This window comes from Ruegeria sp. AF5, from assembly GCF_056541905.1.
Map to the genome: position 1 here is coordinate 331,543 of NZ_JBQFYZ010000001.1, position 23,587 is coordinate 355,129.

A 23,587-nucleotide genomic window follows, 5' to 3' on the forward strand; every position below is an offset into this window, starting at 1 on the left:
CACAGTCGTGCAAGAATACACCTCCTGCGTGACAGCGCAGGGACGTGTTCAGGGGTGCACAAATTTTCTCCCGACAATCAGCCCAGTCTCGGCACGCTTTCCCCGCCTAAAACTTCAAGTCGGAAACATGCGCCAAGTCATTGCTTTGACGGAGCTGCTCTCAATGGTCGGACTTAAATCTCGCCGTCCAACCCGGCGGCCTCAATTCCCGCCATCGCAACGGCAGCATCGTTTTCTGACGTGTCGCCGGTCACCCCTACGGCACCGATCACGTCCCCTTTTCGACCCCGCAGCAAGACCCCGCCCGGAACTGGTACGACCTGCCCGCCATACACTCCGTTTACCGCCGCCATAAAGTAGGCTTGCGCCTCGGCCCGTTGCATCTGTGCCGTGCCCGCCATGCCCAGCATGACAGAGCCATATGCCTTGCCATGCGCGATCGCAAAGCGGCCCGGTGCTGCATCATCCTCACGCTCGAACGCGATGACGTGGCCGCCTGCGTCCAGAACAACCACCGAAAGTGGCTTCAGCTCCATCTCGCGGCCTTTCTCAAGCGCTTTGCGGATAATGGTGCGGGCTTTGCGAAGGGAAACTTCCATGTGCATTCCTGTGTCTGCATGTCGAAAGAAGAAAGGGGGCGGATCGCCCCCTTTGTATTACGCTGTGGCTGCCTTCCTTTCCAGACGGCGCGCGTGCAGGACCGGCTCGGTGTAGCCCGAGGGCTGCACACGGCCTTTGAACACAAGGTCACAAGCCGCCTGAAAAGCAATTCCGTTAAAGCCCGGCGCCATAGGGGCATAACCCGGATCATTTGCATTCTGGCGGTCCACAACAGCCGCCATTTTCTGCATCGCAGCCATCACCTGTGCCTCGTCGACAATGCCATGATGCAGCCAGTTGGCCAGTGCCTGAGACGAAATCCGGCAGGTCGCACGGTCTTCCATCAACCCGATGTCGTTGATGTCGGGCACTTTGGAGCATCCCACGCCCTGATCGACCCAACGCACGACATAGCCCAGAATGCCTTGTGCATTATTCTCGACCTCGCGCGAGATTTCCGCCTCGCCAAGATTGCGGCCCCCCAGCAGAGGAATGGTCAGCAAATCGTCAAGCGTTCCTCGGGCACCCGCCGCTGCGATCTCGTCCTGACGGGCCAGTACGTTGACCTTGTGGTAATGTGTGGCGTGCAGCGTCGCAGCTGTGGGCGACGGCACCCAGGCGCAGGTGGCGCCAGATTGCGGATGGCTAATCTTTTGCTCCAGCATATCGCCCATCCGGTCCGGCATCGCCCACATGCCTTTGCCGATCTGCGCCTTGCCTTTCAGGCCGCAGGCCAAACCGATATCGACGTTGCGGTCTTCATAAGACGCAATCCAGGGCGTGTTCTTGATGTCGCCCTTGGGCAGCATCGGCCCGGCCTCCATCGAGGTGTGAATTTCATCGCCAGTGCGGTCCAGAAAACCGGTATTGATGAAAGCCACGCGCGATTTCGCGGCGCGAATGCATTCTTTCAGGTTCACCGACGTGCGGCGTTCCTCATCCATGATCCCCAGCTTTACGGTGTTGCGCGGCAAGCCAAGGATGTCTTCGACCATGTCGAAAATCTCGACCGCAAAGGCAACCTCTTCCGGACCGTGCATCTTGGGCTTCACCACGTAGACCGACCCTTCGACCGAGTTACCCCCATCCCGTTGCAGGTCATGCATTGCGATCAGAGTGGTGCAGAGCGCGTCCATCAGCCCCTCGCCAATCTCGCGCCCTTCGGCGTCCAGAACGGCCGGGTTCGTCATCAAGTGGCCGACATTCCGCACCAGCATCAGCGAACGACCTTTCAGGGTCGCCTGCTCACCTGTCGGTGTGGTGAAGGTCAGATCCTCTGCCAGTTTGCGGGTAAATGTGGTGTCGCCCTTGGTGACGTCTTCGGTCAGATCACCCTTCATCAGGCCCAGCCAGTTGCCATAGGCCACGACCTTGTCTGCCGCATCAACACAAGCGACCGAGTCCTCGCAGTCCATAATCGTTGAAAGGGCGGATTCCAGCCGGACATCGGCGATACCTGCGCGATCAGTGGCACCGATAGCGCCAGTCGGATCGATCATGATCTGAACATGCAGGCCATTGTTTTTCAGCAGCACAAAATCCGGCTTGTCAGCCGCGCCACCGAAACCAACAAATTGAGCAGGGTTTGCCAGTGCTGGGGAAAGAACACCTTCTTCGACATGCAGTCCCGACACGTCGACCCAAGACCCACCAGCCAGAGGTACAGAGTCATCCAGAAAGGCTTTCGCCCAGACTATCACCCGTGCACCGCGCGCCGCATCATACTCACCGCCTGTTGGCAGATCGCCTATCGCATCGGTGCCATAAAGCGCATCATACAGGCTGCCCCATCGCGCGTTCGCCGCGTTCAGCGCAAAGCGCGCGTTGGTGATCGGCACAACCAGTTGCGGACCCGGCGTCAGCGCAATCTCGGGGTCGACATGCGTCGTGTCGATCTGAAACCCGTCGCCTTCCTCGACCAGATAACCAATTTCCTTTAGAAAAGCCTGATAGTCAGTGGGATCAATGCTCTGACCCTCGCGCGCAATATGCCAGCTGTCGATGCGCCCTTGAATCTCGGCGCGCTTGGCCAGAAGCGCGCGGTTCTTCGGCCCCAGTTCAGACACCAGTCGCGCCAGACCCGCCCAGAAATCCTGCGCCGACACACCCGTACCCGGCAATGCCCGCGTCTCGATAAACTCTGCCAGTATTGGATCGATCTGCAGCCCGCTCAGGGTTTGTCTGCCACTCATCTTCCTGCTCTCCCGCGATTGTGTGCCATTGTATGCGTAAGTGACTTAGGCCGAAAGTTTCCGATAGGCAACTTTCGACTTTGCGTTAGGGTTATTCGGATCGAAGGGAAGCTGTTTCAAAAACAACAAGGGAATGGCGGGGGCCAGTTGCAGCTCTGGAACGATGCCCCTAACGTCGCGCCAGACACGAACCGATGCGAGGCCCCCATGCGCGACGCTGCCCCCACCACGATCTTCCTGAAAGACTACACTCCATTTGGTTATCTGCTGGACAGCGTACACCTGACCTTCGATCTGTCCGCACATGCAACACGGGTCACGTCGCGTATCGCGTTTCGTCCAAATCCCGACGCGACCGATCGCACCTTTTTCCTGCACGGCGAAGATCTGAACCTGATCCGCGCGTCCATCAACGGATCCGAAGTTTCGCCTGACGTCACGGACAAGGGCCTGACCGCCGATGTTCCCGACGCCCCGTTCCTCTGGGAAGCCCAAGTTGAGATCGATCCGGGTAACAACACGGCGTTGGAGGGGCTTTATATGTCGAACGGCATGTATTGCACCCAGTGCGAGGCGGAAGGTTTCCGCAAGATCACATATTACCCGGATCGCCCCGATGTCATGTCCACCTTTACCGTGCGTATCAATGGCGACCTGCCGGTTCTGCTGTCGAATGGCAACCCTTCGGGCAAAGGTGAAGGATGGACCGAATGGACCGACCCGTGGCCCAAGCCTGCTTATCTGTTTGCGCTTGTCGCTGGGGATCTTGTGGCCCATCCCGACCGGTTCACCACCAGATCAGGCCGGGATGTGGCGTTGAATCTGTGGGTGCGGCCGGGGGATGAGGGCAAATGCGCCTTCGGCATGGAGGCGCTGAAGAAGTCCATGAAATGGGACGAAGATGTCTATGGCCGGGAATATGATCTGGACGTCTTCAACATCGTCGCCGTCGATGACTTCAACATGGGAGCGATGGAAAACAAGGGGCTGAACATCTTCAACTCGTCGGCTGTTCTGGCCAGTCCTGAAACCTCGACCGATGCCAATTTCGAACGGATCGAGGCGATCATCGCGCATGAGTATTTTCACAACTGGACGGGCAACCGCATCACATGCCGCGATTGGTTCCAGCTGTGTCTGAAAGAAGGTCTGACCGTCTTCCGCGATGCACAGTTCACATCCGACATGCGCTCGGCCCCTGTGAAACGCATACACGACGCCATCGACCTGCGGGCGCGGCAATTCCCCGAGGATAACGGCCCGCTCTCGCACCCGGTCCGGCCCGAAAGCTTTCAGGAGATCAACAATTTCTACACGGCCACCGTTTACGAAAAAGGTGCCGAAGTGATCGGCATGTTGAAACGGCTGGTCGGGGATGAGGCCTATGCAAAGGCGCTGGACCTCTATTTTGACCGTCATGACGGGCAGGCCTGCACGATCGAGGATTGGCTAAAGGTGTTCGAGGACACCACAGGCCGCGACCTGACCCAGTTCAAACGCTGGTACAGCCAGTCGGGCACGCCGCGTTTGACCGTATCTGAAGATTGGGCCGACGGGACCTATACCCTGACACTGAAACAGCGCACCGATCCCACACCGGGTCAGGCAGAGAAACTGCCCCAGGTGATCCCGGTCGCTGTTGGCCTGCTGGGGCCAAACGGGGATGAGGTCCGCACGACTGAAGTGCTGGAACTGACAGAGGCCGAGCAGAGTTTTCAATTCACCGGGCTTGCGACAAAACCCACAGCCTCGATCCTGCGCGATTTCTCGGCACCGGTCATTCTGGAACACGATCATTCAAACGCCGAACGCGCGTTTCTGCTGGCGCATGACACAGATCCGTTCAACCGCTGGCAGGCTGGCAGATCGCTGGCGCAAGACACCTTGCTGCGGATGATCTTGGACGAGGCAACCCCGGACGCCGATTACCTTGACGGGCTGCTGGCCGTGCTGCGCGACGACACGCTGGACCCGGCCTATCGCGCCTTGATGCTTGGGCTGCCGACGCAATCCGAACTGGCTGCGGCGTTGCATGAACGCGGCCAGACGCCCGATCCGATGGCAATCTGGTCAGCGGTCGAAACGCTGCGGCAGTCCACGGCGCAGCATGTGCAGGATCTGCTGCCCCGCCTGCACAGCGAGGCGTTGGTTGATGGCCCCTACAGCCCGGATGCCGAGCAATCCGGCAAACGCGCCCTTGGCAGCGCGGCATTGGCGCTGACCTCTCGTCTGGACGGGGGGGCAATGGCGGCCGCTGTGTATACCAAAGCGGATAACATGACCCTGCAACTGACAGCCCTGTCCTGCCTGTTGCGTGCCCGCAAGGGCGAGGCCCAACTGACCGCCTTCTATGACCAATGGCATCATGACCGGCTGGTCATGGACAAATGGTTTGGCTTGCAGGTGACCATGGCCGCCCCCGAGGCGACACCGGAAACGGCGAAGGCATTGACCGGGCATCCCGATTTCAACTGGAAGAACCCGAACCGGTTCCGCGCTGTCATGGGGGCCTTGGCGATGAACCACGCAGGGTTCCACCAGCCGGATGGTGCCGGGTACAGCCTGCTGGCCGATTGGCTGATCCGCCTTGATCCTGTGAACCCGCAAACCACGGCACGGATGTGTTCAGCTTTTCAGACCTGGAAACGGTACGACACCGGGCGTCAGAACCTGATGCGCACGCAGCTTTCTCGCATTGCAGAAACACCGAACCTGTCGCGCGACACGACGGAAATGGTATCCCGCATCCTCGGCGCATGACACCCTACAGCTTTACCCGCCGCAACCGGAACACACGAACACTGGTCATTCTGGCCAGTGTCTACGCGACCCTGCTGGCGCTGGTCATCCTGTTCGACGCGGCTTGGTGGGTTGTCGGCCTGCTGTCTCTTGCCACTCTCCCCGCAATCTGGGACGTGATCCAGAATACCAGCGCTGGCGTGCATCTGGACCGGGATGCGGTGCGCTGGTTCACGGGCAATCGTAAGGGAGATATCCCGATGCGGGATATCGACCATTTCCGATTTGACACCCGGTGGGACTTTTCCGTTCGCGTATCCATCGTCCTGAAATCCGGGAAACGAATCCGGCTGCCAGATGAGTCTCTGCCGCCGCATCGGGATCTGGAAACCATTCTGAAACAGGCAGGTTTTCGCGTAAACCGTCATCATTTCACTGTTTTCTGAAACACTGCGTGATCTAAGGGCGCATTGGACACAAAAAACAAAGTTTATTAAGCAAATTACTTGAATTGAGCCTGATACCTCGCCAGACTTCAGACTCAGTTAAGTGTTTTTACAGTTTTGAGTTTTACCATGTTTCGGTCGTTAAGGGCGCTGTTTGCCCAGCCCATATCCAATCCCACGGACGCCTCAGAAGATCTGTGCGCAACGAAATCAGCGTTGGCTGCTGCCCTGCCTGAACATGGGCAGCTCAACATTCCTGTTGCAACGTCGAATTGCGACAATCTGATTGGACACTCAACTATCGAACATGGGCGCTATCTGGCCAGACAGGATCGCTGGACCGAGTTGTCCGATGAAATGCGTGCAGCGGATCAGGATCGTGCTGCCGTGTCGGATGGTATGCCGATTGCCGATCTTTTGGCGTTCGGGGCCCGATCTGACGTGGTTCTGGCTGCGGAACATGCGCTGTCGGACGGCAAGGCCATATCTGACTACGATTTGCTGGGTGGTATTTCGGAACTGGAAGGCGAGTTGTCGGACAATCCTGGTGATCCGATGATCGCTGCCGTTGTGGCGCTGGCCCATATCGATCTGGCCTGGGCCTGGCGCGGGAACGCCACGGACACGGCCTTGCCGCCCTTGCACCGCTCGCGCTGCGCCGCTCATTTCGACCGGGCCGCTGCGATCCTTCCCAAATGCAAGGCGGATGCACCGGACAGCCCTCTGATTGCGGCCGCCGGTTGTGCTCTGTTGGCCGGGCAGCGCAAGTCAAACGCCCGCGTTGCCGATGAGTACGAGCGCCTGATCACACTGGACCCGCGCAATCAGCGTCACATGCGCGCGATGGGCAGCCATCTTTTGCCCCGGTGGTTCGGCAGCTACGCAGAACTTGAATTGCAGGCCTTGCGCAATGCCGTCCGGACACAGGATATCTGGGGCGCAGGTGGATATACGTGGGTGCAATTCGATGCCATCGCTTTGGACGAAGAGGCCTGCGCGCAGGTCGATGTCGAGTATTTCCTTGAAGGATTGCGCGATATCGTAGGCCTGCGCCCTGACCAGCAGATGATCAATATGTTGTCGGCCTATTGTGCAATCACCATTCAGAATGGTCGCGGGCTGAACGAAAAGGCAGACAATGTCCGCGCCCAAATGCGCGACACCGCAAACTGGCTGATCCGCGATCACCTGACCGAGCTTCACCCCCTGATCTGGGCCCATGCCGCCAACGGGTTCAACAACTCTGTCCGCATCAACTCGCCCGAGCGGTTTGCTGCGCGTGGTCAGCGCGACGCGCTGCGCGCCATCTCGGATTTGTTCCGGGATGAACTGCGCAGCGGCAAGGATGTAACCTTCACACCGTCCGGTCTGCAGTTTTCCAAGAACTGAACGCGTCAGGATTCCCCCTTGCCCCTAGGCCCTGCCGGGCCTAATACGCAGGTTTAGACTTCTGCGGAAATGAGGCGCGCCATGCTCGACCTGACATACGAAATGCCCAAACCCAAAACCATTGCCGGGGCCAAGCACGATTGGGAACTGGTGATCGGGATGGAGGTGCATGCGCAGGTCTCATCCAATGCCAAGCTGTTCTCGGGCGCGTCCACAAAATTCGGGGCCGAGCCGAATTCGAACGTGGCTTTCGTGGATGCGGCAATGCCGGGAATGCTGCCGGTGATCAACGAGTTCTGCGTGGAACAGGCAGTGCGCACCGGGCTGGGCCTGAAGGCGGATATCAATCTGAAATCGGCCTTTGACCGCAAGAACTATTTCTACCCTGACCTGCCGCAAGGTTACCAGATTTCCCAGCTTTATCATCCGATTGTGGGCGAAGGCGAGGTTCTGGTCGAGATGGGGGACGGCACTGCGCGCATGGTTCGCATTGAACGCATCCACATGGAACAGGACGCCGGCAAATCGATCCACGACATGGACCCGCACATGTCCTTTGTCGACCTGAACCGGACCGGTGTTTGCCTGATGGAGATCGTCAGCCGCCCTGATATTCGCGGGCCGGAAGAGGCCGCTGCATACATTGCCAAGCTGCGTCAGATCATGCGCTATCTGGGCACCTGTGACGGCAACATGCAGAACGGCAACCTGCGGGCCGATGTCAACGTCTCCATCTGTTTGCCGGGCGCGTATGAGAAGTATCAGGAAACACAGGACTTTTCGCATCTAGGCACCCGTTGCGAGATCAAGAATATGAACTCGATGCGGTTCATCCAGCAAGCCATTGAGGTCGAAGCCCGCCGCCAGATCGCTATTGTCGAAGCCGGTGGCAAGGTCGAGCAGGAAACCCGCCTGTATGATCCGGACAAGGGCGAAACCCGGTCGATGCGGTCCAAGGAAGAAGCGCATGATTACCGCTATTTCCCCGATCCCGACCTGCTGCCGCTGGAGATCGAACAGGCATGGGTGGACGATATCGCCGCCCATCTGCCAGAGATGCCTGACGACAAAAAAGCGCGCTTTATCAGTGAGTTCGGCCTGACCGACTATGACGCTTCGGTGCTGACTGCCGAAGTGGAATCGGCGGCCTATTTCGAAGAGGTCGCGCAGGGCCGCAATGGCAAACTGGCCGCGAACTGGGTGATCAACGAGCTGTTCGGACGTCTGAAAAAAGAAGACCACGACATCACGGAGTCGCCGGTTTCTCCGGTGCAGCTGGGTGGGATCATCGACCTGATTTCCTCTGATGCCATCTCGGGCAAGATCGCCAAGGACCTGTTTGAAATCGTCTATACAGAAGGCGGTGACCCGGCGCAGATCGTCGAGGATCGCGGAATGAAACAGGTCACCGACACCGGCGCGATCGAGGCCGCTTTGGACGAGATCATCGCGGCCAATCCGGCGCAGGTCGAGAAGGCCAAGGTAAACCCCAAGCTGGCTGGCTGGTTCGTGGGTCAGGTGATGAAAGCCACCGGCGGCAAGGCCAACCCGAAGGCCGTTAACGATTTGGTCAGCAAGAAGCTGAGTTCCTGAACCTTACATTTTGTACAAGCCTGCCAGTGGCAATTGTCAGGTTTGTACAACCAGATTTCCACGATTTCTTAAGAAATGAGGTCAGCTCATCGGCTTGACTTCGCCCGTGATTGCACCCTTTCTTCCGCCCCAGAGAGGTGAGGTATCATGCAGAACAGATTTGATCAGGAACTCGAAGATCGGCTGGTGCGTTACGCGGCGATCGACAGTCAGAGCGACGAGACCTCGGCGACCACGCCGAGCACCCCGATACAGTTCGACATGCTGAACCTGCTGAAGCAGGAACTGACCGAGATCGGCGCCAAGGATGTGACGCTGACGGGTGACAGCGTGGTCGTCGCGACCATCCCCGGCACCGCACCCGGCCCGACGGTAGGCTTTCTGGCGCATGTGGATACGGCCCCCCAGTTCAATGCAACGGGCGTCAAGCCGCGGGTGATCAAGGGATATAACGGTGGTGACATTTCCTTTCCGGATGACCCGGATCTGGTGCTGTCCCCGGACGAGAACCCCTATCTGGCCGAAAAGATCGGACATGATCTGATCACGGCATCGGGCACCACCCTGCTGGGCGCGGATGACAAGGCCGGGGTGTCGATCCTGATGACCATGGCCCGGCATCTGATCGAAAACCCGGATATCCCGCACGGGCCTATCCGCATTGCCTTTACCCCGGATGAAGAGATCGGGCGCGGCGTTACCGAACAGCTGCCCAAGGATCTGGGGGCGGATTTCGCCTATACTCTGGACGGTGCCGAAGTGGGCGAGATCGAATATGAAAGCTTTTCGGCCGACCGTGCCGTGATCCGGATCGAGGGGGTATCGATCCATCCCGGACTGGCCAAGGACAAGATGGTGAACGCAGCCCATCTGGCGGCAAAGATCGTGCAGACCTTGCCGCAGGCCACCATGACGCCCGAAACAACCGATGGCCGCGACGGGTTCATCCATGTCACCGACATGAGCGGCGGGTCGTCCGAGATGGAAATCAAGCTGATCCTGCGCGATTTCGAGATGGAGGGCCTTGAGGCGCAACGTGACATCGTGCGGCAGGTCTGTGCGGCCGTACAGGCCACGGAACCGCGCGCGACCATCACCTGCGATATCAGCCACCAGTACCGGAACATGCGCTATTGGCTGGAAAACGACATGACACCGGTTGATCTGGCGCGCGACGCCTGCCGCGAGCTGGGGATCGAGCCGCTGTCGGTGCCGATCCGCGGCGGCACCGACGGGTCGCGCCTGACCGAGTTCGGCACCCCCTGCCCCAACCTGTTCACCGGAATGCAGTGCATTCACGGGCCGCTGGAGTGGATTTCGGTGCAGGACATGGCAGTGGCGACCGAGCTGTGCCTGTCGGTTGTGACCAAGGCGGCACAGGCTGGCGGCAATAATCAGGGCTGAAAACCGCCGCTCGGGCGACGGCCCTTTCACCCCGGGGTCAGCGTGGTAAGTTGGCGCGAACAGGTATTTAGGAACACTTGATGCAGCTTTTTGAATACAAGGTCGTCCCCGCGCCGCAAAAGGGCGTGAAAGCCAAGGGCGTGAAAACGGCCGAGGGCCGCTTTGCGGTCTCGGTCGAACAGGTTCTGAACCAGATGGCGCAGGACGGCTGGGAATACCAGCGCGCCGAGCTGCTGCCCAGCGAGGAACGCTCGGGCCTGACCGGATCGACCACAAACTGGCGCAATGTGCTGGTGTTCCGGCGGGTCGTGGCCGAGGAAGTCGATGCGTCGGTGATCGGAGACGTACCCGAGTTTGACGACACCCCATTGGCCCAACCGATCCCCGGCCCCGATGTGGTGGCTGCGCCGAAACCAATTTCGGAAGACGCGAATGAGCCGCCTTTGTCGTTGAAAAGCCGGGAACAGGTTGACCAGGACACTGACACCGCGGGCGACAAGAAAGACGCCTGAGACGGATCAGGGTTTGACGTGCGGTTACACCTGCAACACGGTGTGCACCGCAGTTTGAGCAGCCCGCCCGCGGGCAGGTTTGGCGCTGCGGGCGCGATATGTGCTTATCAACCCAGCGAAATCTGTGGCATGTTAACCGGAAAACCGGGAGGGACTTTGAAATGGGTATTCGGCAGACACAGGGGCGGGCACGCCTGTATGACAGCATCCTTGATACAGTCGGCGACACGCCCTGTATCCGGATCAACCGGATCGCGCCGGAGCATGTGACCGTTTATGTGAAGTTCGAAGCGTTCAATCCGGCGGGGTCGGTCAAGGACAGGCTGGCGCTGAATATCATCGAGGCGGCAGAACGGGATGGGCGGCTGAAACCCGGCCAGACGGTTGTCGAGGCGACATCGGGCAATACCGGGATCGGGCTTGCCATGGTCTGTGCGGCCAAGGGATATCCGCTGGTCGTGACGATGGCCGAAAGCTTTTCGGTCGAGCGGCGCAAGCTGATGCGCTTTCTGGGCGCGAAGGTTGTTCTGACCCCCAAGGCACAAAAGGGGTTCGGCATGTATACCAAGGCCAAGGAACTGGCCGAGGAAAACGGGTGGTTTCTGGCCAGCCAGTTCGAGACTGCCGCCAATGCCGATATTCACGAGAATACGACCGCGCGGGAAATCCTTGCGGATTTCGAAGGCAAGCAGCTGGATTACTGGGTGACGGGCTATGGCACCGGCGGCACGGTCGCCGGAGTGTCACGCATGTTGCGCAAAGAGCGGCCCAATACGAAAATCATCCTGACCGAACCGGCTAATGCCGCCATCGTGTCGTCAGGCTATGTGAATACGCGCAACGACGATCACCAGCCCACCGAAAGCCACCCCAATTTCGAGCCGCACCCGATTCAGGGTTGGACACCGGATTTCATTCCATGGGTCCTTCAGGAAGCCATCGACAATTCTTATTACGACCAACTGGTCCCTATTCCGGGGCCGCAAGGGATTGAGTGGTCGCGCCGCCTTGCCTCGGAAGAGGGGATATTCACCGGGATCTCGGGCGGGTCGACCTTTGCGGTGGCGATGAAGCTGGCCGAAACCGCAGCGCCGGGATCGGTCATGCTGGTGATGCTGCCGGATACGGGCGAGCGTTACCTGTCGACGCCTCTGTTCGAAGGGGTCGAAGACGTCATGACGGATGAGGAATATGCGATCTCGGCCTCGACCCCGTCGGCACAGATGAGCGCGGAATAGGGCGCAGCGTCAGGTTCCGATATCCAGCGCCAGCGCATGGATGCGGGGCACGATGTCGCCCAGCGCCTTGTGCACGGCCCGGTGGCGGGCGACGCGGGATTGACCGGCGAATGCGGCGGCGCGGATGCGGACGTTGAAATGGCTTTCGCCGCCTTCCCTGTGACCTGCATGGCCGCGATGGCTTTCGCTGTCGTCGATCACGTCAAGTTCATGCGGGTCAAAGGCGGCTTGCAGGCAGGTTCGGATTTCGTCGGTCACGCTCATTTTTTTGCTCAGCGGCAAAATTTTTGCCGCCCCCCTCTTCTACTTTCGGCTGCTTAGACTAAACTGCTGCCTCCGAGTCGAAAAGATGCGTTCGTGAGGATAGAGCATGGCGAAATCAGACCCCTTCGGATTCGATATGTCCGTTTCCAGCGCCAAGAAAAAGAACCCGCGTGGGCGCCGGGGCATGTCGGGCGCGTCCGAGACCTCGGTCCGGATCTGCGATCACGACGGGTGTGACGAGCCGGGCAAGTTCCGCGCGCCCAAGGCACCGGATGTGCTGGATGACTATTTCTGGTTCTGCCAGCAGCACGTGCGCGAGTATAACCAGAAGTGGAATTTCTTCGATGGGACCACTGAGGCCGAGCTGAACGCGCAACGCTCGAAGGACAAGGTTTGGGAACGTGAGACCAAGCCGATGGGAGACCCGGAGGCGCGCGCCTGGGCCCGTCTGGGCATTGAGGACCCGCATCAGGTTCTGGGCGCCAACAGCACGCAGAACAAGGGGCGCACCTCGGGTGGTGGCGGACGTCGCCTGCCCCCCACTGAACGCCGTGCAATCGAGATTCTGGAAGCCCATGACAGCTGGTCCAAAACCGAAGTGCGCAAGGCGTACAAGAAGCTGATCAAGGTGCTGCATCCGGACATGAACGGCGGCGACCGGTCGCAGGAAGAGCAGTTGCAAGAGGTCGTCTGGGCCTGGGACCAGATCAAGGACAGCCGGAATTTCAAGTAAGGCCGCCGTCAGTCGCCAGCTGTTTACACAGTTTGAACGGATTGTGAGGATGCTGTCTGGAAACCTGTTTCAATTCCCGCAATAGTAGTGGGAATTGAAACAGTGCTTTTCCCGGAGCAACCGCTGTGCGTATGCCTTTCTTTTTGCTGCTTGCCTCACTTTGCGGGCTGGTCGTGGCGCAGTTCTATCCAACCGAGATGGACTGGCTGTTCCTTTTGGCCCTGCTTTGTGTGTTCGCCAGTACGATCCTTCTGATCCGGGCCTGGTTCGGCTGGCGCAGGGCCAACACATGGATCATCGTGGACGGGTCGAACGTGATGCACTGGAAAGACGGCGCACCGGATCTGGCAACGTTGCGGCAGGTTCTGGCCAGCCTGAAGCAAGCCGGGTTCAAACCGGGCGTCGTGTTCGATGCGAACGTCGGGTACAAGGTTGAAGGGGAATACATGAATGACCGGGCGCTGAGCCGCGCCCTGGGCTTGCGGGCCAAGCGGGTCATGGTCGCGCCCAAAGGCACGCCGGCAGATCCGTTGATCTTGCAGGCGGCGCGGGACAGCAAGGCACGTATCGTTACAAATGACATGTTCCGGGACTGGGAGGACGAGTTTCCGGATGTGTTGAAAGCGGATCGTCTTGTGAAAGGCGGTTTTCGCAAGGATGAGCTTTGGTTTTCGCTTTGACCACGCGACCATAGCTTTACGCATCGATCCGGGTTTCGTAGCGTTCAGGGATGACACTGACGTGGCCTTGCCCCGACAGAACAGTTTTGGATGCAAGGACCGTGGCACGCAAAGAGCAGAAACCGCCAAAAGCCAAGATCCCGCCGGATCATCCGTTTTCTGACATCATCAGCGATGCGTACAGGGTTTTTGCCTATCCGAAGCCGAGCAGCATCGAAGTTTGCGAAGGCTGCTGCATGGACGCCGACATTGAGGCGGATTTCTTCACGCCGCCCATTGCCGAGCTGCCCCTGCATTACGTTCAGGACTGGTTCTTTGCCGCTTGTGATCCTGCGGGGATAGCCCGCAACACATGGGGATACCTGCTGCCCCGGATCCTTGAGATTCTGGCCGTGGACGAAGACCCCGCCAGCGTTGGGCTGGAGGTGAGCCTGAACCGGTATGAAACCGGCAACCCGAAGAACTGGTCGCCCGAGGAATGGCAGGTTCTGGACCGGTTCCAGCGCGCATATCTGAAACGCGAGATGGCACGGGAACGCGGCTGCCTGGACGATACGCTTTGCATGTTTGCCCTGGCAGGATGGCCGCTGGAGTCGCTGTTCGAACAGGTCGCCGCAAGCCCGGATACCGAATTGGTGCTGCGTCTGTGGCGCGATTGGTGCGCATATTGCGTTCCGGGGCGGGACTCGATCTGGATTACCGCATTCTGGAACAGCCCCGGCAATACGCGGGCCTTTGAGTTTTACACCTCGGAAGCGATGCACGACAGGATGACCCGCATCGCGTTCGCCGAGGACACTCCGGAGGATATCGCGGAAAAGGCACTTTCCGTGGCCAGTGTTATCGAGACCCATGCCGATTGGGCAATGGGTGGGTTGTCGACCTAAGGTCTGAGCCATGCGCGAATGATGTTGGGTTGATGTCCCGGAGGATGAAGGCGTCAAACCTTGTTCGGTTGATCCCCGATTGGCAACTACTGCACTAATGCTGTTAACAGCGCGGCGTGATCCGGGTGCGCACCAACAATGGCGCCACGATTTCCGCAACGTGGGCCTAACCTGCGAACATGCCTCGCAACGCGCGTGCCTCGCGCCCGGTCAGGCAGCTTAGGCGCGTTTGGGGGTGTGGTCCTGCGTCTGAACGCAACACCGGAAAGAGCGCGCGCAGTTCCTCGACATCGTCGCGATGCAGTGATTTCAGCGCCATGTCACCCGGAAACAGGCTTTCGCTTTGCAGACCGTGCGATGTGAGGATCACATGTTCGGCGCAGGCGATGTGATAATATGTCACCGCCTCGCCCGTGGTCACTTGCCGGATGGTATCATCGTTGACCAGATGAATGGCCGCGCAGAACACGCTTGGTGCGCCAAAATAAAGCTCGGCCCGCCAGCCCCCCAGCACAACCCGGTGTTGCGGAGAGAGGTAAAGATCCCTGTCCGGCAGGCCCTTGCCCAACGCATCGCGCCGGATGCAGACCGGGTTGAATTGGGGCCAGACGCGCAGGATTTGCGCGCTGAGTGTTCGTTTGCCGATCCATTCGATGGGCAGCGGGGTCCCGCCGGCTACGCAAACCCGGTCGCCCACGGTCAGATCTTCGACCGGGCGCGGGCCGCGATCCGTTTCGATCAGGGTGCCCGAAACAAAACAGGGCGGATCGGTCGGGTTCAGATCACTCGGGGTGATTTTCCAGTTGCCAGTGGTCATCGGACCGGTTGGGTTATTGGCATCCCAGGCGTAGATTTGCCCGCCGACCTGAATGAATTCTCCGGTTTCCCCGGTTCCGCGGTAGTTTCCTTGCCCCAGATAGGTGTAAGGCTGGAAAGTCGCGCCCCCGTCAAACGACACCATCGATCCGCTGATGATCGCGGATTGTGTCGTGTTCTGGACGATGAGATCGTTCTGGCCCGTTGTCTTGGCCGTATGGAGAAGAACGCTAAATGCCACCTGGCGTCACCAAGGCCATGTTGGCAGATATCGACGCCTGCTGATCACTCGACCCAGAGCAACATTGCAGACGGAGCCGCACCCGGCATTCCCGTTTCACCAACACCCGATCACTTATAAAACGCCCCATAAGACCATTTTATATGTCTGATAAGGTCACTTTCCACAACATATAGTTTGCCGAATGCCCACCTGCATGCAGCATTTCGGACACATGGTTCGGCATCTGCATCCGATCAGGCCGCGCTGTCATTGAGGAACGCGGCGTGATCTTCGTCTTGTACCTGTCGCGACCACGGATCGCCCGCGCGTCGATAGGGCCAGTTTGAAAGAAAAACCTGCTCACCTTTCCGAGCGGGCGGCTTTCCCTTGCCCTTGACCGCAATATGTTGCACCACACACGGGTTCAAACCCGGCAATGCGGGCCAAAGGATAAGGACAAGGCGAATGGCTGACGGATCGATCGATGTAAACGCAAAACCCACCGAAGATATCTCGGTCCGTGACGTATTTGGCATTGAGACGGATATGAAGGTCAAAGGGTTTGCCGAAGCCACCGACCGAGTGCCCGTCATCGACCCGACCTACAAGTTTGACCCCGAAACGACATTGGCGATCCTGGCGGGTTTTGCCCATAATCGCCGGGTGATGATTCAGGGTTATCACGGCACCGGCAAATCGACCCATATCGAGCAGGTCGCCGCCCGTCTGAACTGGCCCGCCGTGCGCGTGAACCTGGACAGCCACATCAGCCGGATCGACCTGATCGGCAAGGACGCGATCAAACTGCGCGACGGCAAACAGGTGACCGAATTCCACGAGGGCATTCTGCCCTGGGCCCTGCGCAACCCCGTCGCCATCGTGTTCGACGAATATGACGCGGGCCGTGCGGATGTGATGTTCGTGATCCAGCGCGTGCTGGAACATGATGGCAAGCTGACCCTGCTGGACCAGAATGAGATCATCACGCCGAACCCGTGTTTCCGCCTGTTTGCCACCGCAAACACCGTGGGTCTGGGCGATACCACGGGTCTGTATCACGGCACCCAGCAGATCAACCAGGCGCAGATGGACCGCTGGTCGCTGGTCTCAACCCTGAACTATCTGAGCCATGACGCTGAGACGATGATCGTGCTGTCGAAGGCGCCGCATTACAACACCGCCGAGGGGCGCAAGACCGTCAGCCAAATGGTCACCGTGGCCGACCTGACCCGGACCGCCTTCATGAATGGCGATCTGTCCACCGTCATGAGCCCGCGGACCGTGATCAACTGGGCGCAGAATGCCGAGATCTTCCGCAATGTGGGCTATGCGTTCCGCCTGTCGTTCCTGAACAAATGCGACGAGTTGGAACGTCAGACCGTGGCCGAGTTCTATCAGCGCTGTTTCGACGAGGAACTGCCGGAGAGCGCCGCGAGCGCGAGCCTTGGTTAAGGCAAGCATCACCTCTGCGCTCATTGCGACCGTATGCGCTGGCTGTACACCGGTCAGATTTGAAAACCGTTACCCAAATGCCTATTTGGAAGAGGACTTCATATCTTCTCATGACGGTGGAGACGCGTTCGGCGCTCTCAGTTGTGGGTCAGTTTTTCACTATTGGGCAGCGTACAATAGCAAGAACGGTCTCCAATCCGCAAACGAAACCAAAGCGTCAAATGCGTTTCACACGTTACTCGCAAAAATGAACTATCGTTCTGGATGGAAAGACCTACAAAGCCTGTGGAAACGACCTGTATCCAGCGAGGAGCTTGAGCAGTTTGGCCCCCGTGAGGATCCTGTAACTGGTCGGATCTCGCACTCACTTTTTGACAAGTGCAAGAGACTGGCTTCAAGATACCCAGAAACGCAAAACCTAGCAGTTTTTTGAATGAGTAAACCAAACGACAACCCCGCTGATCCGTTCAAGAAAGCGCTGGCCGAGGCCACCAAGGTCATGGCTGATGATCCTGAGCTGAACATCTCGTACACCGTCGATCCATCGGGCCTGTCGGGTGAGTCGATGCGGCTGCCGCAGGTGTCTCGGCGTATGACGCGGGAAGAGGTTCTGCTGGCGCGCGGCACGGCGGACGCTTTGGCGTTGCAGCGCCGGTATCATGATGACGCAACCCATGCGCGCTATGCGCCTCCGGGGGATATGGCGCGGGACTTGTACGAGGCGATGGAGACGGCGCGCTGCGAGGCGATGGGCGCGCGGGACATGCCCGGCACTGCCAGCAATATCGACGTCAAGATCGGGCATGAGGCGATCCGGCGCGGATATGACCAGTGCAAGCAGCCTGCCGATGCGCCCTTGTCGGTGGCGGCGGGATACCTGATCCGGCATCTGGCCACCGGGCGCGATCTGCCGCCTGCGGCCGAGAACATCATGAACCTGTGGCGCGGGTTCATCGAGGAACAGGCCGGTGGCGTGTTGGAGAACCTTGATGACGTGCTGTCGGATCAGGCGGAGTTTGCCAAATTCGCGCGCCAGATGATCAAGGATCTGGGCTATGGCGACCAGCTGGGTGATGACCCCGACGAGTTGGACGACGAGCAGGAGGATCAGGCCGAGGACGACGCCGAGGAACAACCCGATCCCGACAGCACCGGTCAGGATGATCAGGACGAGCAGGACGCGGATGCGACGCCTGAGCAGACGCAGGAAGAGCAGCAGGATCAATCTCAGGCGCAGGTCTCGATGGACGAGATGGCCGAGGATGAGCTGGGTGACGAGGCCGAGATGCCTGATGGCGAAGCGCCGCTGGAGCCACCTGCCCCACCGCCCGCATCCGAGGCCGACCCGGATTACAAGGTCTATCTGAGCACGCATGATGAAGAGATTGCGGCCGAAGATCTGGCCGAACCGGCCGAGCTGGAACGTCTGCGGGCCTATTTGGATCAGCAGCTTGAACCGCTGAAAGGCGCGGTGAGCCGTTTGGCCAACAAGCTGCAACGTCGGTTGCAGGCGCAGCAGAACCGCAGCTGGGAGTTCGACCGCGAGGAAGGCATTCTGGACGCGGGCCGATTGGCACGTGTGGTCGCGAACCCCACCACTCCGCTGAGTTTCAAGGTCGAGAAGGATACCGAGTTCCGCGATACGGTTGTCACGCTGCTGCTGGACAATTCGGGGTCGATGCGGGGGCGTCCGATCTCGATCGCGGCCATTTGTGCCGATGTTCTGGCGCGGACGCTGGAGCGCTGCAATGTGAAGGTCGAGATTCTGGGCTTTACCACGCGGGCGTGGAAAGGCGGACAGGCGCGCGAGGCATGGCTGAACGATGGCCGCCCGCAGCAACCCGGCCGCCTGAACGACCTGCGCCATATCATCTATAAGGGCGCCGATGCCCCATGGCGGCGGGCGCGGCCCAATCTGGGCCTGATGATGAAAGAGGGCCTGCTGAAGGAAAACATCGACGGCGAGGCGCTGGAATGGGCGCATCGCCGGATGATCGCGCGGCGCGAGCAGCGCAAGATTCTGATGGTGATTTCGGATGGGGCTCCGGTTGATGATTCAACCCTGAGCGTGAACCCCGCCAACTATCTGGAAAAGCACCTGCGCGATGTGATTGCCATGGTGGAGAAGCGCAAAATGGTCGAGCTGCTGGCGATTGGCATCGGTCATGATGTGACCCGGTATTACGACCGTGCGGTGACAATCACCGATGTGGAACAGCTGGCCGGTGCGATGACGGAACAACTGGCGGCCCTGTTCGACAGTGATCCGCGGGCGCGGGCGCGGGTGATGGGGATGAAGAAGGTCAGCTAGGCTGGCCTTGCCTCCGGCGGGAGTATTTCCCAAAAGATGAAAAGGCGGCGATATCGACCGCCCGGCTGAGGGAGGTGTAGTATGTTCCAGTCCTTTGAGGTGACCGCGCGGCCCGAACAGGGGCCGCCGCGTCTGGCTGCGTTGCGCGCAGAGCTGGCGCGCGAAGGGTTGGACGGGTTTCTGATCCCGCGTGCTGATGCGCATCAGGGCGAGTATGTGGCCCCGCGGGATGAACGACTGGCCTGGTTGACCGGATTTACGGGATCGGCCGGGTTCTGTGCTGCGCTGACCGGCATGGCTGGTGTGTTCATCGACGGGCGGTATCGCACGCAGGTCAAGGCGCAGGTTGCGGATGTGTTCACGCCGGTGCCGTGGCCTGACATCAGCCTGAGTGCATGGCTGAAAGAGCAGTTGCCCGGTGGAGGCAAGGTCGGTTTCGACCCATGGCTGCACGCGGCAGGGCAAATCTCGTCCACGCTTGGCGAGCTTGAGGGCACAGGCGTCGAACTGGTGCGCTGCGACAATCTGGTGGACCGCATTTGGGCGGACCAGCCTGAACCGCCGATGCAGGCGGTCAAGGCGCATCCGATCGAGTTTGCGGGCGAAACCGCTGACAGCAAGATTACCCGACTGGCCGCAGACCTGCGGCAGGCCGGGCGAAAGGCCGCGGTGATCACGTTGCCGGATTCGATCATGTGGCTGCTGAACATTCGGGGATCGGATATCGCTTACAACCCCGTGGCCCACGGGTTTGCGATCCTGCATGACGATGGCCGGGTCGATCTGTTCATGTCTGCGGCAAAACTGTTGGACGTGCGGGATCATCTGGACCCGAAGGTAACGGTGCACAACCCTGCGGAGTTTCTGGATGCGGTGGCAGCGCTGGACGGTGCGGTGCAGGTGGATCTGAGCACGGTGCCGCAGATCGTGGCAGACGCGTTGGGCGATGCCATGGTGGATGGCGGCGACCCCTGTGCCCTGCCCAAGGCCTGCAAGAACCCGGCCGAAATCGCGGGCAGCGCCGAGGCGCATTTGCGCGATGCGGTGGCGGTGGTCGAAACTCTGTGCTGGCTGGACGCACAGCCCCCCGGCAGCCTGTCCGAGACACAGGTGGTCACGCGGCTGGAAGAAAACCGCCGCAGGGACAATGTGTTGCAGGATATCTCGTTCGATACCATTGCCGGGACGGGTCCGAACGGAGCGATCATGCATTACCGCGTGACAGACGAGACCGACAGCCGGTTGCAGGATGGTCATCTGCTGGTGCTGGACAGTGGCGGGCAATATCTGGATGGCACCACCGATATCACGCGGACGCTTGCCATCGGCTCTGTCGGGGCGGAGGAAAAGACCTGCTTCACCCGCGTGCTGAAGGGCATGATTGCCATGTCGATGCTGCGCTGGCCCGCAGGGCTGGCCGGGCGCGATATCGAATGCGTGGCCCGCACGCCGCTATGGGCGGCGGGGCAGGATTTCAACCATGGTGTCGGACACGGCGTCGGGGCCTATCTGAGCGTGCATGAGGGGCCTCAGCGCCTGTCGAAGGTCAGCCATGTCCCCTTGCTACCCGGCATGATCCTGTCGAATGAGCCGGGATATTACCGCGAAGGGGCCTTTGGCATCCGCATCGAAAACCTTGTGGTTGTGGAAGAAGCCCCGGCCCTGCCCGGTGGCGATGCGGAACGCGCGATGCTGTGCTGGCGCACCCTGACATTTGTGCCAATTGACCGCAGGCTGATCATGGTTGATATGTTGACGCCTGACGAACGCCGCTGGCTGAACGCCTATCATCGCGACGTCGCGGAAAAAATCCGCCCAAGGCTGGGACATGACGCGCAACTGTGGTTGGATGCCGCAACTGCGCCGATCTGACACCCGCCTGTTACATAGAACGGGCAGAGGAGAGGCCCCAATACGTCGACGGAAGGAATAGAAATGACTGAGATCACGATCCAAAAAGCGCCGGGCAAATGGACTGTCCGTTCGGGCGGCGCGATTCTGGGCGAAACGAGCAACGCGCTGGAACTGCACGAAGGCGACAAAGCTCCGGTGATTTACTTTCCGCGCGGCGATGTTGCCATGGCATTTCTGGACCAGACCGACAAGGTGACGCATTGCGCCCGCATGGGGGATGCGACGCATTTTTCCATCGTCAACAAATCCTCGGTGACCGAAAATGCGGTCTGGAGTTATGAAGACCCGGTTTCCGCCGTGGCCGAGATCAAGGGATACCTGGCGTTTTATCCGGTGGACTCGGTGAAGGTGGAACAGATTTAAGGGCACCGGACAGGGTTTCAACGGAGGCTTCGGGAGCGCTTGTCCCGGTCGCGGGAGCCTTATGAATGTTCCTCGGCCGCGGTGGCTGCGAGGGCCCGGTTGTACGCCTTGAGCGCGTCGACATGGTAGAGCGCGCCGACGGGTGTCTCGGACCCGTCCTGTTCCAGAACGATAACCGGAATGCAGGGTATGTCGTCACGGTCGAAATAGGGCATCGCGGCCTCGAGCGTGGCGCTGGCCTGAACGCACAGGCCCTGTTCGATCAGGGCGTGCGCCTCGTCCGCAGTGATTGAGCGGTCATCCCCGATAGGGCGCATCACCGCCCCGGCGCGCAGCATCGCCAGCAGATAAGCCTGCGGCCCGGCGGCCAGGTGGACATCGCGGCGTTCCAGCTGGGTCAGGAAGAACGACCGGTCCACAAGGCGCGACGCCAATGCGGTGGATATGGATACAGTCACCATCACGGCAAGGCCGATCTGCCAGTCTCCGGTCAGTTCAAAGACGATCAGAGTGGTCGAGATCGGGGCGCCCAGCACCGCAGCAGCCACGGCGCCCATTCCGGCAAAGGCGTAAAGCGTATGCGTGCCGGACACATCCGGCAGCAGCCCAGTGGCGATCAGTCCGAACGCCAGCCCGGTCAGCGCGCCGATCATCAGGGACGGTGAAAACACCCCGCCCCCCATGCGCCCGCCCATGGTGATCGCCACAGCCACTGTCTTGGTCACCGCAAACAGGATCGCGGTAGTCAGCAGCAGATCACCGGTCAGGGCGCGGATCGTGGTCTGATAGCCGACACCGATGATATGCGGGAACCAGATCGCCATCAGCCCCAGCATCGCGCCGGACACAGCCGGGCGCAGCCAGCCCGGAATGGACAGGCGGTTCTGGATATGGCTGCCGATATCATCAGCAAAGAAGATCGACCGCATCAGCAGCAGCGCAACAAAGCCGCAGATCAGGCCAAGGATCAGGAAGGCGGGAAGTTCAACATAGAATTGCAGCGATCCGGGCGTTTCCAGCGTGAACTCGGTAACGTCGCCATATTCCAACCGGTTGATCACCGTTCCGGCGACCGAGGCGATGACGATCGGGGCAAAGGCATGCACGGCGAAGTGGCGCAGCACGACCTCGAGCGCGAACAGGGCCCCGGCGATGGGGGCGTTGAAGCTGGCTGATACGGCGGCGGCGACAGCACAGCCCAGCAAGTCGCGGCCCGTGATCCCGTCGGCATGGATGCGGTTGCTGACCCAGGTGGAAATCACCCCGGCCATATGCACCACGGGGCCTTCACGGCCCGTTGACCCCCCGGAACTGAGCGTGATCAGCGAGGCAAAGAACGAGGCGATGCCGGCCTTGACCTCGACCCGCCCGTCGGTGATGGCGGATCCTTCGATCACATCAGCGACAGACCTGACGCGCCCGTCATTGGTGAACCGGTTCAGGATCAGGCCCACGACCAGCCCACCGATGATCGGGATGATCAGGATCATGAACCACGGCAGTTTCTCGGCATGGCTGTGCAGCAGCAGAACGTCGTCGGTTTCGTAGAGATAGGCCTGCAACGCGCGGATGGCCTTGCGGAATCCAAGCGCCATGAAACCGGCAGCGATACCGATGACCAGCGCGATGAACCAGAACTGTATCTGGCTTGGTCCCCGGCGCAGCATCACCCGCCACGCATCCCTGATCGCGGCCAGAGCCTGATTGAGCTGGTTGCGCAGAACGGTGCGGGTCGACTGGGTCATTGGCCCTCGGGGATCATCACGTAACCCTTAGTAAGCCACGGAGCATCCTAATAAAAGTGAGATAGCGACAGTGTGAAGCCAATTCG

19 protein-coding genes are annotated in these 23,587 nt (G+C 59.9%); 14 read left to right on the top strand and 5 right to left on the bottom strand.

All coding sequences use genetic code 11. The features are described from left to right. Positions 1–173: 173 nt before the first annotated feature. Together ACR0DS_RS01640 and ACR0DS_RS01645 are read right to left on the bottom strand one after the other, a co-directional pair. Complete coding sequence (locus ACR0DS_RS01640) at positions 174–599, bottom strand: GlcG/HbpS family heme-binding protein (protein ID WP_480481817.1); 426 nt, start codon at positions 597–599, stop codon at positions 174–176. Positions 600–656: 57 nt separating this feature from the next. Next, positions 657–2,792 (bottom strand): malate synthase G, encoded by a 2,136-nt coding sequence (locus tag ACR0DS_RS01645; protein WP_480557528.1) that lies wholly within the window; start codon positions 2,790–2,792, stop codon positions 657–659. 207 nt (positions 2,793–2,999) lie between these two features. Here ACR0DS_RS01645 and pepN point away from each other — a divergent pair, with 207 nt between their 5' ends. From pepN to ACR0DS_RS01680, 7 genes are all read left to right on the top strand, one after another. After that, on the top strand, positions 3,000–5,552 hold the full coding sequence (pepN, locus tag ACR0DS_RS01650; protein WP_480557530.1) for an aminopeptidase N: 2,553 nt from the start codon (positions 3,000–3,002) through the stop codon (positions 5,550–5,552). Next, complete coding sequence (locus ACR0DS_RS01655; protein ID WP_480476001.1) at positions 5,549–5,977, top strand: hypothetical protein; 429 nt, start codon at positions 5,549–5,551, stop codon at positions 5,975–5,977. Before pepN ends, ACR0DS_RS01655 begins: the two co-directional genes overlap by 4 nt. 129 nt (positions 5,978–6,106) lie before the next feature. After that, positions 6,107–7,366 (top strand): hypothetical protein, encoded by a 1,260-nt coding sequence (locus ACR0DS_RS01660; protein WP_480557532.1) that lies wholly within the window; start codon positions 6,107–6,109, stop codon positions 7,364–7,366. Positions 7,367–7,447: 81 nt separating this feature from the next. Further along, complete coding sequence (gatB, locus tag ACR0DS_RS01665) at positions 7,448–8,959, top strand: Asp-tRNA(Asn)/Glu-tRNA(Gln) amidotransferase subunit GatB (RefSeq protein ID WP_480557534.1); 1,512 nt, start codon at positions 7,448–7,450, stop codon at positions 8,957–8,959. Between the two features lie 147 nt (positions 8,960–9,106). Then, positions 9,107–10,363, top strand: coding sequence for a peptidase T (gene pepT, locus ACR0DS_RS01670; RefSeq protein WP_480557536.1), 1,257 nt, complete (start codon positions 9,107–9,109; stop codon positions 10,361–10,363). Between the two features lie 80 nt (positions 10,364–10,443). After that, positions 10,444–10,875 carry a DUF4177 domain-containing protein gene (locus ACR0DS_RS01675; protein WP_480557538.1) on the top strand — a complete coding sequence of 144 codons (432 nt, stop codon included), beginning with the start codon at positions 10,444–10,446 and terminating at the stop codon, positions 10,873–10,875. 161 nt (positions 10,876–11,036) lie between these two features. Then, positions 11,037–12,113, top strand: coding sequence for a PLP-dependent cysteine synthase family protein (locus tag ACR0DS_RS01680; RefSeq protein WP_480557540.1), 1,077 nt, complete (start codon positions 11,037–11,039; stop codon positions 12,111–12,113). A gap of 9 nt (positions 12,114–12,122) precedes the next feature. Here the strand turns inward: ACR0DS_RS01680 and ACR0DS_RS01685 are convergent, their stop codons facing one another. Beyond that, complete coding sequence (locus tag ACR0DS_RS01685; protein WP_267365906.1) at positions 12,123–12,377, bottom strand: BolA family protein; 255 nt, start codon at positions 12,375–12,377, stop codon at positions 12,123–12,125. A 106-nt stretch (positions 12,378–12,483) separates the two neighbouring features. Between ACR0DS_RS01685 and ACR0DS_RS01690 the strand changes: the two genes are divergently transcribed. The 3 genes from ACR0DS_RS01690 to ACR0DS_RS01700 all read left to right on the top strand — a co-directional run bounded on the left by ACR0DS_RS01690 (position 12,484) and on the right by ACR0DS_RS01700 (position 14,677). Then, positions 12,484–13,110, top strand: a complete 627-nt coding sequence (locus ACR0DS_RS01690) for a J domain-containing protein (RefSeq protein ID WP_480475989.1) — start codon at positions 12,484–12,486, stop codon at positions 13,108–13,110. 131 nt (positions 13,111–13,241) lie between these two features. Next, the gene (locus tag ACR0DS_RS01695; RefSeq protein WP_480517720.1) at positions 13,242–13,790 is read left to right on the top strand and encodes an NYN domain-containing protein; all 549 of its coding nucleotides are present in this window, start codon (positions 13,242–13,244) and stop codon (positions 13,788–13,790) included. 101 nt (positions 13,791–13,891) lie between these two features. After that, the gene (locus ACR0DS_RS01700; RefSeq protein ID WP_480557544.1) at positions 13,892–14,677 is read left to right on the top strand and encodes a hypothetical protein; all 786 of its coding nucleotides are present in this window, start codon (positions 13,892–13,894) and stop codon (positions 14,675–14,677) included. A gap of 166 nt (positions 14,678–14,843) precedes the next feature. Here the strand turns inward: ACR0DS_RS01700 and ACR0DS_RS01705 are convergent, their stop codons facing one another. After that, a complete protein-coding gene (locus ACR0DS_RS01705) occupies positions 14,844–15,734 on the bottom strand; it encodes a Hint domain-containing protein (RefSeq protein ID WP_480557546.1) in 891 nt (296 codons plus the stop codon). Between the two features lie 447 nt (positions 15,735–16,181). Between ACR0DS_RS01705 and cobS the strand changes: the two genes are divergently transcribed. The 4 genes from cobS (at position 16,182) to ACR0DS_RS01725 (ending at position 21,756) form a co-directional block, all read left to right on the top strand. After that, positions 16,182–17,168 (top strand): cobaltochelatase subunit CobS, encoded by a 987-nt coding sequence (cobS, locus tag ACR0DS_RS01710; RefSeq protein ID WP_209504507.1) that lies wholly within the window; start codon positions 16,182–16,184, stop codon positions 17,166–17,168. A 433-nt stretch (positions 17,169–17,601) separates the two neighbouring features. Next, positions 17,602–19,479: a cobaltochelatase subunit CobT gene (gene cobT, locus ACR0DS_RS01715; protein WP_267363892.1), complete on the top strand. Its 1,878-nt coding sequence runs from the start codon at positions 17,602–17,604 to the stop codon at positions 19,477–19,479. Positions 19,480–19,560: 81 nt separating this feature from the next. Beyond that, entirely contained in the window at positions 19,561–21,351 is a 1,791-nt protein-coding gene (locus ACR0DS_RS01720) for an aminopeptidase P family protein (protein WP_480557549.1), read from the top strand. A 63-nt stretch (positions 21,352–21,414) separates the two neighbouring features. After that, a complete protein-coding gene (locus ACR0DS_RS01725) occupies positions 21,415–21,756 on the top strand; it encodes a DUF427 domain-containing protein (protein WP_209504510.1) in 342 nt (113 codons plus the stop codon). A 59-nt stretch (positions 21,757–21,815) separates the two neighbouring features. Here the strand turns inward: ACR0DS_RS01725 and ACR0DS_RS01730 are convergent, their stop codons facing one another. Next, positions 21,816–23,501, bottom strand: coding sequence for a chloride channel protein (locus ACR0DS_RS01730; RefSeq protein ID WP_480557551.1), 1,686 nt, complete (start codon positions 23,499–23,501; stop codon positions 21,816–21,818). Between the last annotated feature and the right edge of the window lie 86 nt (positions 23,502–23,587).